Source organism: Robertmurraya sp. (assembly GCF_036676585.1).
GTDB lineage: Bacteria > Bacillota > Bacilli > Bacillales > Cytobacillaceae > Robertmurraya_A.
The window spans coordinates 26,618-38,403 of record NZ_JAKFCQ010000187.1; the positions used below are offsets into that span (position 1 = coordinate 26,618).

Consider the following 11,786-nt stretch of genomic DNA (forward strand, 5'->3'; position numbering starts at 1 on the left):
TTGGCAGAATGAAACTAAAGGTTAAGAAATTTTAATAAAGTGGTGAGACGTTTGATATTTGTATTTGACGTGGGTAATACCAATATTGTGTTAGGTGTATATGATCGTGAGGAATTAAAACATCATTGGAGAATAGAAACAAACCGTTCAAAAACAGAAGATGAATTTGGAATGATTATTAAGAATCTGTTTACTCATGCCAATCTTTCTTTTTCCGATATAGACGGAATCATTATCTCTTCCGTTGTACCGCCCATCATGTTCTCATTAGAACGTATGTGCCAAAAGTATTTCCATATAAAGCCTTTAGTTGTGGGGCCAGGAATCAAAACCGGGTTAAATATAAAGTATGAAAACCCAAGAGAAGTCGGAGCGGACCGGATAGTTAATGCGGTAGCTGCTATCCATGAATATGGAAGTCCACTGATCATTGTTGATTTTGGTACGGCAACAACCTATTGTTACATAGATGAACATAAGCAATACATGGGGGGAGCCATTGCTCCTGGTATTAATATTTCAACAGAAGCTCTTTATACACGGGCTGCCAAGCTGCCGAGGATAGAAATTGCTCGTCCAGATGGAGTTGTGGGGAAAAACACGGTTGCTGCTATGCAAGCGGGGATTCTTTATGGCTATGTAGGCCAGGTTGAAGGAATTGTCAAACGCATGAAGGATCAAAGTAAAGAAAAGACTACTGTTATTGCTACAGGGGGATTATCAAACCTTATTGCACAAGAATCTAATATTATTGACATTGTTGATCCATTTTTAACATTAAAGGGCCTTCAGATAATTTATAAAAGAAATTTGGAAACGATAAAGTAAGATAACAGCTTTGTATGACTGAAAGGGGTAAACAAATGAGTGACTATTTAATAAAAGCTCTTGCATATGATGGGCAAGTTCGTGCCTACGCGACTAGGAGTACAGAAACAGTAGGAGAGGCACAAAGACGTCATTATACATGGCCGACTGCATCAGCTGCCTTAGGGAGAGCTATGACTGCAGGTGTTATGATGGGGGCTATGTTAAAAGGTGAAGAAAAAATCACTATAAGGATAAATGGTGGGGGTCCTCTTGGTCCGATTTTAATTGATACAAATGCAAAAGGGGAAGTACGCGGATATGTAACCAATCCTCAAACTCATTTTGATTTGAATGAACATGGAAAGCTGGATGTGCGGAGAGCAGTTGGAACAGATGGTTTTTTATCGGTTGTTAAAGATATTGGACTACGTGAGAACTTTACAGGTCAAGTACCTCTTATCTCAGGAGAACTGGGTGAGGATTTTACTTATTACTTTGTCACTTCAGAACAAGTTCCTTCATCTGTGGGAGTGGGTGTCTTAGTAAATCCAGATAATAGTATTCTTGCTGCAGGTGGATTTATTATTCAGTTGATGCCTGGAACCGAAGATAAAACCATTACGGAAATAGAAAATCGCTTAAAAACCATTGAACCCATCTCTAAGATGATTGAAAAGGGCCTCACTCCTGAACAAGTACTAAATGAGCTACTAGGTAAAGAAAACGTAAAAATCCTCGAAACATTACCTGTTACTTTCTCATGTACATGTTCAAAGGAGAAATTCTCTAATGGAATCATTTCTTTAGGTAAAGAGGAAATAGAAGATATGATTGTCACAGATGGGCAAGCTGAAGCTCAATGCCACTTCTGTAATGAAAAATATCAATTTACGAAAGAAGAATTAGAGAGCCTAAAGGAACAGGCAAAATTTTAATAAAAACCTGGGGGAGAAATGGTGGATAAAAGGTATGTAAAGTCTTTAGTTGTCGGCCTTGTCTTGCTTAATTGTGCAACCATTATTTTTTTCTTATCACGGGATAACGGCGGTAGTAAAGAGGTAGTGGCAACGATAGGGAATGAGACAATAACAAGACAGGAATGGCTTGGGGAAATGGAAGTCCGTTATGGTCGCGATGTATTGAGTGAGATGATTGATCAAAAAGCAATCGCTCAATTAGCTAATAAATATGATATCTCAATTTCAAAAAAAGCAGTAGATAGGGAGCTTCTCCTAGTGAAAACCATGTACGGTTCAGGATCTAATGAGAACTTAGATGAAGAGAAGTGGAGACAGCAAATTCAATATAGCATCATGCTTGATGAGCTTCTGACAAAAGATGTGGTAGTGGAAGAAGAGGATCTAAAAAAGTTTTATGAAGAAAATTCTAGCCTGTACGAAATTCCAACGGCTTACCACCTTTCTCATATCATTGTAGAGACGGAAGAAGAAGCAACAAAGGCACTAGAGGAACTTGAACAAGGTACAAGTTTTGAGGCTTTAGCAATGGAACGCTCCATTGATGAATTCAGTGCAAATCAAGGGGGCGATATTGGTTATGTTAGTGAAGAAATGGATCAGTATGCCCGAGATTATTTAGCAGCTGTCAAGACGTTGAAGGAAAACGAGTGGACAGGTCCGATTAAAACAGATAATGGTTTTTCTATTGTTATGCTCCACGATCAAATAAAAGGAAGAACGTTTGAGTATAAAGATGTGAAAGACAGTATTCGAAGACAAATAGCCTTAGAACAAATGGATGTAACCGCAACGGCGCGTGACTTTTGGGAGGAGGCTAAGGTTGATTGGTTTTACGAACAGAACTAGGATAGTTCATTAGAACGATTTTTTACTTGAAATATCAGTAGAGTTTTGTGTAAAAAGATTGACACTTGGCAAATTTATGATATAAATTAAATTAAACCAATAAAATTAGTCGGAATAAGGAGTGGTTGTTGATGGTACGTGTAGCAAACTCTATTTCAGAACTAGTCGGACAAACGCCGATTGTAAAGCTTAATCGCCTTGTTGAAGAAGGTAGTGCAGATGTATATTTAAAGCTTGAATATATGAATCCAGGAAGCTCAGTAAAAGACCGTATTGCTCTTGCAATGATTGAGTCAGCTGAAGAGAGTGGAGAACTTAAAGCTGGAGATACGATTGTTGAGCCAACGAGTGGTAACACGGGAATTGGTCTTGCTATGGTTGCTGCAGCAAAAGGGTATAGAGCTATTCTAGTTATGCCTGAAACGATGAGTATGGAAAGACGTAACCTTCTTCGTGCATACGGAGCAGAGCTTGTTTTAACACCTGGTCCAGAAGGAATGGGTGGAGCTATTCGTAAAGCGGAAGAACTTGCAAAAGAAAATGGCTACTTTATGCCACAACAATTTAAAAACGTATCTAACCCTGAAGTTCATAGAAGAACGACAGGTAAGGAAATTGTTGAGCAAATGAGTGAAGGTCTTGATGCGTTCGTTGCAGGGATCGGTACGGGTGGAACGATTACAGGTGCAGGTCAAGTTCTTAAGCAAAATTTTGACAATGTTAAAATATATGCGGTTGAACCGGTTGATTCACCTGTATTATCTGGTGGTAAGCCAGGTCCACACAAAATTCAAGGGATCGGTGCAGGTTTTGTTCCTGATATTCTTGATACAAAGGTCTACGACGAAGTGATTCAAATCTCTAATGACCAAGCTTTCGAATATGCACGTCGTGCAGCAAAGGAAGAAGGAATTCTTGGAGGGATCTCTTCTGGGGCAGCTATCTGTGCTGCATTGAAGGTAGCAAAAGAGCTTGGAGCAGGTAAGAAAGTACTGGCAATTATTCCAAGTAACGGAGAACGTTACCTAAGTACTCCATTATATCAATTCGAAGATTAATCAAAACATAAGCAACAGTCCCTAGGGCTGTTGTTTTTATTTAGTAATAAGGTGAAAATATTATTGAACTTTGAAAATTGTCTAGCTCTAGCGCCCAGCAACTAGTGTACTTCGATCTTCTCCCTACGATAAGTCAACATCGAATCGCTACGCTCTTCGTGTTTCCTTTATCTCAGTCGAAGCTCTCCAGTCCATACGTTGCTAGACGGGCGCTTCCGCTTTTCTGTGGCACATAGTAAAATAAGAAAATGGAATTTTTATTTTCACTTTTTTAAAGGGGAGAACCTTTTTTGAAAATATTAACATTAAATAGCAAACAGATACCTTTTGATAAAGAAAGGTTTTACCACAAGTACAGAGAGCTTTCTGGGTCATATCAACACCATGTGTTGTTAGAAAGTGGCCGAGGTGGACGATACAATATTGCTGCTTTTGGGCCAGAAACAATCTTTATAGGGAAAAATAACAAACTAACAATTGTTGAAAAGGGAAATAAGCAGGAACAACAAGGAAATCCTCTTCATTTAATGAAAGAATATATGGCTCAATATAAGCTTGAGCGTCAGGTAGGACTTCCGGATTTTCAAGGAGGCCTTATAGGTTATATCAGCTATGATTATGTGCGCTATATAGAGAAACTGCCTAAATTTTCATCGGATGATTTGGAAATGCCGGAGGTTTATTTTTTCCTATTTAATGAATGGTTTGTATTTGATCATGAAGAGGAAACACTCTGGCTCTTGGAGATTCAAGAAAAGGGATATGAAAATACGGATGCTCTCAAAGAGTGGGAGTCAAAGTGGACAGGCCCAATAGTGAAGTTCGAACAAGAAAGAATCACTTTTGATAATGATGAGCTTCATGTATCCATGAACGACGAACAGTTTATGAAAGCGGTAGAAAGAATTCAAGAATACATTGCACAAGGTGACATCTTTCAAGTAAATTTATCTGTCCGCCAAGCAAAAGCGATATCTATTCCAGCGGTGAATGTATACGATCAGCTCAGACAATTGAATCCGTCACCGTATATGAGTTATTTACATACACCTGAGTTTCAGATTGTAGGTGGGTCTCCCGAGCTCCTTGTTAAAAAGCATGGTAAAGAGGTTAGTACCAGGCCAATTGCTGGGACCCGTTCTCGAGGAGAGAATGAAGAAGAAGATCTAAGACTTGCTAAGGAACTCATCGAAAATGAAAAAGAGAGAGCAGAGCATGTGATGCTCGTTGATTTAGAACGAAATGATTTAGGAAGAGTTTGTGAGTACGGAACGGTTGAAGTAAACGAATTTATGGTAATTGAAAGATATTCGCATGTTATGCATATTGTCTCGAATGTTAGAGGAGTCATACGACCAGATCAAACATCCTTTGATTTGATTGATGCTGCCTTTCCTGGTGGTACAATTACAGGGGCTCCTAAGGTTCGAACAATGGAAATTATTGAAGAGCTCGAGCCGGTTCAGCGTGGAATTTACACAGGTTCTATGGGTTGGATTGGTTTTAATGATGACATGGAAATTAATATTGTCATTCGCACAATGTTAGTAAAAGACGGACAAGCTTTTGTTCAAGCGGGAGCGGGAATTGTCATTGATTCCAATCCTAAGCATGAATATAAAGAATCTTTGAAAAAGGCAATGGCTCTATGGAGAGCAAAAGAACTGGCGGAAAAAGGTGAATTCCATTGATTTTAATGATAGATAATTATGACTCATTTACTTTTAATCTTGTTCAGTACTTAGGTGAACTTGGTGAGACTTTGGAAGTTAAGCGAAATGACGCCATAAGTATTAAAGACATTCAAGAGTTAGGTCCAAACTTTCTTATGGTTTCACCGGGCCCGTGTAGCCCGAATGAAGCAGGGATATCATTAAGGGCGATAGAGGAATTTGCAGGGAAGATTCCTATTTTTGGTGTATGCCTAGGTCATCAGTCGATCGCACAAGTATTCGGGGGAGATGTTGTGCAAGCAGAGCGGTTAATGCATGGCAAGACCTCTCTAATGTATCATGATGGAAAAACAATCTTTGAAGGGTTACCAAACCCTTTTCCTGCAACAAGGTACCATTCCTTAATTGTAAAGAGAGAAACGCTACCAGAATGTTTTGAAATATCTGCTTGGACAAAAGAAGGAGAAATCATGGCGATCAGGCATAAGGAGCTTCCGATAGAGGGGGTTCAATTCCATCCAGAGTCCATTATGACTACCGCAGGGAAACAATTGCTTCAGAATTTTGTTTCGTTTTACAAAATGGAACTGTCTCCAGAGTATGAGGGATCATGATGTATTTGTATATGAACGGAGAAATTATCAAGGAAGACCAGGCAAGAATCTCCCCCTTTGACCATGGTTTCCTTTATGGAATGGGACTATTTGAAACATTTCGTGTATATGAAGGTCATCCCTTTTTATTAGTAGATCATCTTGAGCGGCTAAATAGCAGTTTAGCGATGATTGGAATTCATAAGAGCCTAAATAAAGACGAAGTGATTCAAGCCCTCAAGCTTCTATTGGAAAAAAACAAGTTGGCCAATGCTTATATACGACTAAACGTATCAGCAGGTGTCGGAGCGGTCGGTTTACCAGTAGAGCCGTATGAACATGCCAATGTAATGATGTTTGTAAAGCCTCTCCCTGAAGCTGGTGGTCCGACAGAGAAGGAAGCTCAGTTTCTGAAGGTCAGTCGTAATACTCCGGAAGGTCCCTTACGTTTAAAGTCTCATCATTATATGAATAATCTATTGGCAAAAAAAGAAATAGGAAATCGGACAGATGTGGAAGGGATCTTTCTAACAAAAGATGGATGTATTGCAGAAGGAATTGTCTCAAATATTTTCTGGGTAATAGATAACCAATTGTTTACCCCTGACCTAGGTACAGGGATATTAAATGGAATCACCCGATCATTTATAAAAGAACTTGCTAGTAAAAGGGGAATACAGGTTAAGGAAGGTTTCTATAAACCAGATGTACTTAATACAGCTACTGAGATATTTGTTACAAACTCGATTCAAGAGATTGTCGCGATTTCGAAAGTAGATTCACTTGTATTTCCAGGTGTAAGGGGTGAGTTTTTTCAAGTGCTGCACAAAGAGTATCGTTTGCATTCAAATAGTCTTTGGAGTAGAAGGGAAATAAATTAACAAAGGGGGCAATCAATTGATTACTGCCGGACCATATATATTAGATTTTGAGAAGAAAACAATCATCATGGGAATCTTAAATGCTACCCCTGATTCTTTTTCAGATGGTGGAAGCTTTAATAGAATTGATGAAGCGGTCAAACGAGCGATTGAGATGGTGGAAGAAGGAGCAGATATTATTGATATCGGTGGGGAGTCCACAAGGCCTGGGGCGAGATTTATACCTGCAGAAGAAGAAATTGAACGTGTGGTTCCTGTTATAAAAGCTATATCAAAAGCGGTTGATGTTCCTATATCCATCGATACATATAAAGCAGATGTTGCTAGAGAGGCACTGGCTGCTGGAGCTCATATTATTAATGATGTATGGGGTGCTAAGGCTGACGCGAATATGAAACAGGTAGCGGCTGAAACAAAGGCACCAATTATTTTAATGCATAACCGGGAGGATCGGAACTATCAGTCTTTTTTCAGGGATGTTATGAATGATTTATATGAAAGCATAACACTAGTGAAGGAAGCTGGTGTGAGTGATGAACAAATTATATTAGATCCCGGCATTGGTTTTGCAAAGAATGTAAAGTTAAACTTGGAAATGATGAGACATCTACATAAGCTTGTGGCGATCGGTTACCCCGTTCTTCTCGGAACCTCTCGTAAATCAATGATAGGTGCTGTATTAGACTTACCTGTTCATGAACGAATGGAAGGAACCGGAGCAACTGTATGTTACGGTATTCAACAGGGATGCCAAATCGTTAGAGTTCACGATGTGAAGGAAATTAGTCGAATGGCAAAAATGATGGATGCGATGATGGGGAAAGGAGAATATGATGGATAAAATTTACGTTAACCGTATGCAATTTTATGGTTTTCATGGTGTATTCCCAGAAGAGAATCGATTAGGACAGAGATTTATGGTTGATCTTGTTGTTGAAGTGGATTTGAAGAAGGCGGGCCAAAGTGATAACTTGAATGAATCTATTAACTATGGTGAGCTCTACCAACTGTGTAAAGACATTGTGGAAGGTGAACCATTTAAGCTAGTAGAATCAGTTGCTGAGGAAATTGCTTCACGTGTTTTAAGAGAATATTCTAAAGCCCATTCTGTAACGGTAAAGGTAATCAAGCCTGATCCACCGATTCAAGGACATTACGAATCAGTCGCAGTTGAAATAATGAGGAGTAGATCAAATTGAATAACTTGGCCTATGTTGCCTTAGGTACAAATATGGGGGACCGATATAAAAACCTAGTAGATGCAATCCATTATTTAAAAGAGGAGAACGAAATTCAGTTGGTAAAATGCTCCTCTATTTATGATACTGTTCCGGTTGGATATACGGAACAAGATGACTTTTTAAATATGGTAATCTTGATTAGAACAACACTTACACCGTATGAATTATTAGAAATATGCCTTCGTATTGAAAAGGATTTAGGGAGAAAAAGGGAATTTAAATGGGGTCCAAGAATAATAGACCTTGACATTTTGCTCTACAATCAAGAAAATATTGAAGCAGAGAACCTTATTGTTCCACATCCAAGAATGCAGGAACGCGCCTTTGTTCTTGCGCCATTACTTGAGATAGATTCTTCGATCATCATACCTAATCAGGAGAAGTCGATAGAGGACTATTTTAATATGAACGCTGAAAAAGAAGGGGTACGAATATGGAAGCAGAAAAATGGGGAAGACGTATTCGCGCTTTTCGAAAACTAAAGGGTTATACACAAGAAGGGTTTGCTAAGGAAATCGGTGTTTCTGTTTCAGTGTTGGGCGAAATAGAACGAGGAAATCGAATGCCTTCAGATCATTTAGTGGAAACAGCGGCTCAAGCACTGAAAGTTTCTATAAAGGATTTAATGCCACAAGAGGTGGATGAATAAATATATTATTTAAGTTGGAGGGGTAACATGCTTAAAATTGGTGATATTGAAATGAAAAATCAAGTAGTGTTAGCTCCAATGGCCGGAATATGTAACGCTGCTTTCCGTTTAACGGTAAAAGAGTTTGGTGCAGGTTTAGTTTGTGCGGAGATGGTTAGTGATAAAGGAATTATTTTGAAAAACGAAAAAACAATGAATATGCTTTACATCGATGAGAGAGAGAAGCCATTGAGCTTGCAAATCTTTGGCGGTGAGAAAGATACATTAGTCCAAGCTGCTAAGTTCGTTGATGAAAACACTAATGCGGATATTATTGATATTAATATGGGATGTCCGGTTCCAAAAATCACAAAATGTGATGCAGGAGCAAAGTGGCTTTTAGATCCTAATAAAATTTATGAGATGGTTTCTGCGGTTACGGATGTTGTGAAAAAGCCGGTTACAGTAAAAATGCGTATGGGCTGGGATGAAGATCATATTTATGCTGTTAAGAATGCCCAGGCCGTTGAACGAGCTGGCGGTAAGGCAGTTTCTTTACATGGTCGTACTCGTGTCCAAATGTACGAAGGAAAAGCAAACTGGGATATTATACGTGAAGTTAAGCAATCAATCGGCATTCCTTTAATCGGTAATGGGGATGTAACGACTCCTCAAGATGCAAAGCGTATGCTAGAAGAAACCGGCTGTGATGGAGTAATGATCGGTCGTGCAGCTCTAGGGAACCCTTGGATGATCTACCGTACGGTTAAATACCTTGAATCAGGGGAGCTCATGGGTGAGCCAACCGTTCGTGAAAAAATTGATGTGTGCATTCTTCACCTAGATCGTCTGATCGCTCTTAAAGGGGAATATGTAGCTGTCCGTGAAATGCGTAAGCATGCAGCTTGGTATTTAAAAGGCATTAAAGGAAATGCGAAGGTACGTAATGGGATAAATGAGTGTAATACACGTGTGGACCTCGTTACTTTATTAACGGCTTTAGTTGTAGAAGCAGAAGAAAAAGAAGCGATGGAATCTCAAGTAGGTTAAGGTTTGACTTCTAAGCGAACATTCAATATAATACCTTTGATTATGCAAACTGCCAGTTGATGCTGGCAGTTTTTATTTTATTTTACTTTTTTAATGTCTGTTTTTCTCACTTTGTGTAAAATAATATAGTATGCTTATAAGATGGTGTTATTACATAAATTCAAGCAATTGATGTTTGATAGATACAAGAAGGAAAATGGAGTTGATAAAAATGAGTCATGAGGAACTTAATGACCAATTGCAAGTTAGAAGAGAAAAGCTAGCTTCTCTTCAAGAAAAAGGTCTCGATCCATTCGGAAAGAGATTTGAACGTTCTGGTTTCTCCCAAGAGTTTATTAGTCAGTACGGAGAAATGGAAAAAGAAGAACTCGCAAATAAAAATATTGCAGTAACGATTGCTGGACGTATCATGACAAAGCGTGGAAAAGGTAAAGCTGGCTTTGCACATATCCAAGACCTAAAGGGACAAATGCAAATATATGTTCGTCAAGATACTGTGGGTGAAGAGCAATATGAAATCTTTAATATTGCTGATTTAGGAGATATTGTTGGTGTAACTGGTACATTGTTTAAGACACAAGTAGGAGAGCTTTCTGTAAAGGTAGAAGACTTTCAGCTTTTAACAAAGTCATTACGACCACTGCCTGATAAATTCCACGGCCTGAAGGACGTTGAACAGCGCTATCGTCAACGTTATGTTGACCTTATTATGAGTCAAGAAAGCAGACACACATTCATTACTCGTAGTTTGATCATTCAATCAATGAGAAGATACCTTGATTCTAAGGGGTACCTTGAAGTAGAAACGCCTATGATGCATGCTATTGCAGGTGGGGCATCTGCTCGTCCGTTCATTACACACCATAATGCATTAGATATGGAATTATATATGCGTATTGCAATCGAACTTCACTTAAAGCGCCTGATTGTCGGTGGTTTAGAAAAAGTTTATGAAATTGGACGTGTGTTCCGTAACGAAGGTGTATCTACTCGTCATAATCCTGAATTTACAATGATTGAACTGTATGAGGCTTATGCTGATTATCAAGATATTATGAGCCTTACAGAAAACTTAATTGCTCACATTGCTCAAGAAGTATTAGGGACAACTACTATTCAATACGGTGAATATGAAGTAAACCTTAAGCCTGAGTGGAAGAGACTTCATATGGTAGACGCGATTAAGGAATATACAGGTGCTGATTTCTGGAAGGAAATGAGTGTAGAAGAAGCAAGAGCCTTAGCGAAGGAACATGGAGTAGAAATTAAAGATACTATGCTTTATGGCCATATTGTTAACGAGTTCTTCGAGCAAAAAGTAGAAGAAAAGTTAATTCAGCCGACATTTATATATGGTCATCCAGTTGAAATTTCTCCTCTTGCTAAGAAGAATGATCAAGATCCTCGCTTCACAGATCGTTTTGAATTATTCATTGTGGCTCGTGAACACGCGAATGCTTTCACTGAACTGAACGATCCGATTGATCAGCGTGAACGTTTTGAAGCTCAATTAAAAGAGCGTGAAGAAGGAAATGATGAAGCTCATATGATGGATGATGACTTTATTGAAGCTCTTGAGTATGGTATGCCTCCTACAGGTGGTTTAGGAATCGGAATTGATAGACTCGTTATGCTCCTAACAAATGCACCTTCTATTAGAGATGTATTGTTATTCCCGGCAATGAGACATCGTTAACGATCTATGTAGCGTACAAGAATATGAACTATTCTTGTACGCTATTTTTTTTATAAAAACATGTTGCATTCAAATCGATATGGTGATATATTATTATCTGTTGCCGCAAAAGAAGTTAACCTTCTGAGAAAATAATTTAAAAAAGTTATTGACTCTCATAATTGCTTCTGGTAATATTAAAAAGTCGCCCAAGAGCGACGAGCTAATAAATTGTTCTTTGAAAACTAAACAAATCATACGTCAACAAAAAATGATTAGTGTTGAAATACACACTAGCCAACGTTTTAACTTTAAGAGCTAATCTTACTCTTTATTGGAGAGTTTGATCCT

Annotated in this window: 13 protein-coding genes; all 13 read left to right on the forward strand. The window is 38.6% G+C overall.

What is annotated here, in order from left to right:
• Positions 1–51: 51 nt before the first annotated feature.
• The 13 genes from ACGLXV_RS23250 (at position 52) to lysS (ending at position 11,456) form a co-directional block, all read left to right on the forward strand.
• Positions 52–828 carry a type III pantothenate kinase gene (locus tag ACGLXV_RS23250; protein ID WP_119706229.1) on the forward strand — a complete coding sequence of 259 codons (777 nt, stop codon included), beginning with the start codon at positions 52–54 and terminating at the stop codon, positions 826–828.
• A gap of 35 nt (positions 829–863) precedes the next feature.
• Positions 864–1,745 carry an Hsp33 family molecular chaperone HslO gene (gene hslO, locus ACGLXV_RS23255; protein WP_391560492.1) on the forward strand — a complete coding sequence of 294 codons (882 nt, stop codon included), beginning with the start codon at positions 864–866 and terminating at the stop codon, positions 1,743–1,745.
• 18 nt (positions 1,746–1,763) lie between these two features.
• Positions 1,764–2,636 carry a peptidyl-prolyl cis-trans isomerase gene (locus ACGLXV_RS23260; RefSeq protein ID WP_391560493.1) on the forward strand — a complete coding sequence of 291 codons (873 nt, stop codon included), beginning with the start codon at positions 1,764–1,766 and terminating at the stop codon, positions 2,634–2,636.
• Between the two features lie 131 nt (positions 2,637–2,767).
• On the forward strand, positions 2,768–3,694 hold the full coding sequence (gene cysK, locus ACGLXV_RS23265; RefSeq protein WP_119706232.1) for a cysteine synthase A: 927 nt from the start codon (positions 2,768–2,770) through the stop codon (positions 3,692–3,694).
• A gap of 290 nt (positions 3,695–3,984) precedes the next feature.
• The gene (locus tag ACGLXV_RS23270; RefSeq protein WP_391560494.1) at positions 3,985–5,385 is read left to right on the forward strand and encodes an anthranilate synthase component I family protein; all 1,401 of its coding nucleotides are present in this window, start codon (positions 3,985–3,987) and stop codon (positions 5,383–5,385) included.
• A complete protein-coding gene (gene pabA, locus ACGLXV_RS23275; protein ID WP_119706234.1) occupies positions 5,382–5,981 on the forward strand; it encodes an aminodeoxychorismate/anthranilate synthase component II in 600 nt (199 codons plus the stop codon). Before ACGLXV_RS23270 ends, pabA begins: the two co-directional genes overlap by 4 nt.
• Positions 5,981–6,841, forward strand: a complete 861-nt coding sequence (gene pabC / locus ACGLXV_RS23280) for an aminodeoxychorismate lyase (RefSeq protein WP_391560499.1) — start codon at positions 5,981–5,983, stop codon at positions 6,839–6,841. Before pabA ends, pabC begins: the two co-directional genes overlap by 1 nt.
• Positions 6,842–6,908: 67 nt before the next feature.
• The gene (gene folP, locus ACGLXV_RS23285; RefSeq protein ID WP_119710440.1) at positions 6,909–7,682 is read left to right on the forward strand and encodes a dihydropteroate synthase; all 774 of its coding nucleotides are present in this window, start codon (positions 6,909–6,911) and stop codon (positions 7,680–7,682) included.
• Positions 7,675–8,040, forward strand: a complete 366-nt coding sequence (gene folB, locus ACGLXV_RS23290; protein ID WP_119706236.1) for a dihydroneopterin aldolase — start codon at positions 7,675–7,677, stop codon at positions 8,038–8,040. The genes folP and folB overlap by 8 nt, the downstream gene beginning before the upstream one ends.
• Positions 8,037–8,564 (forward strand): 2-amino-4-hydroxy-6-hydroxymethyldihydropteridine diphosphokinase, encoded by a 528-nt coding sequence (gene folK, locus ACGLXV_RS23295; RefSeq protein ID WP_391560495.1) that lies wholly within the window; start codon positions 8,037–8,039, stop codon positions 8,562–8,564. Before folB ends, folK begins: the two co-directional genes overlap by 4 nt.
• Positions 8,516–8,731, forward strand: a complete 216-nt coding sequence (locus ACGLXV_RS23300) for a helix-turn-helix domain-containing protein (protein WP_119706238.1) — start codon at positions 8,516–8,518, stop codon at positions 8,729–8,731. Before folK ends, ACGLXV_RS23300 begins: the two co-directional genes overlap by 49 nt.
• Before the next feature lie 27 nt (positions 8,732–8,758).
• Positions 8,759–9,760, forward strand: coding sequence for a tRNA dihydrouridine synthase DusB (dusB, locus tag ACGLXV_RS23305; RefSeq protein WP_391560496.1), 1,002 nt, complete (start codon positions 8,759–8,761; stop codon positions 9,758–9,760).
• A 202-nt stretch (positions 9,761–9,962) separates the two neighbouring features.
• The gene (gene lysS, locus ACGLXV_RS23310; RefSeq protein ID WP_391560497.1) at positions 9,963–11,456 is read left to right on the forward strand and encodes a lysine--tRNA ligase; all 1,494 of its coding nucleotides are present in this window, start codon (positions 9,963–9,965) and stop codon (positions 11,454–11,456) included.
• Positions 11,457–11,786: the final 330 nt, after the last annotated feature.

Bases quoted from the DNA above. Each gene is read 5' to 3' on its own strand.
- hslO (WP_391560492.1), top strand. From the start codon at position 864: ATGAGTGACTATTTAATAAAAGCTCTTGCATATGATGGGCAAGTTCGT.
- ACGLXV_RS23260 (WP_391560493.1), top strand. From the start codon at position 1,764: ATGGTGGATAAAAGGTATGTAAAGTCTTTAGTTGTCGGCCTTGTCTTG.
- cysK (WP_119706232.1), top strand. From the start codon at position 2,768: ATGGTACGTGTAGCAAACTCTATTTCAGAACTAGTCGGACAAACGCCG.
- pabC (WP_391560499.1), top strand. From the start codon at position 5,981: ATGTATTTGTATATGAACGGAGAAATTATCAAGGAAGACCAGGCAAGA.
- folP (WP_119710440.1), top strand. From the start codon at position 6,909: ATGGGAATCTTAAATGCTACCCCTGATTCTTTTTCAGATGGTGGAAGC.
- folB (WP_119706236.1), top strand. From the start codon at position 7,675: ATGGATAAAATTTACGTTAACCGTATGCAATTTTATGGTTTTCATGGT.
- ACGLXV_RS23300 (WP_119706238.1), top strand. From the start codon at position 8,516: ATGGAAGCAGAAAAATGGGGAAGACGTATTCGCGCTTTTCGAAAACTA.
- dusB (WP_391560496.1), top strand. From the start codon at position 8,759: ATGCTTAAAATTGGTGATATTGAAATGAAAAATCAAGTAGTGTTAGCT.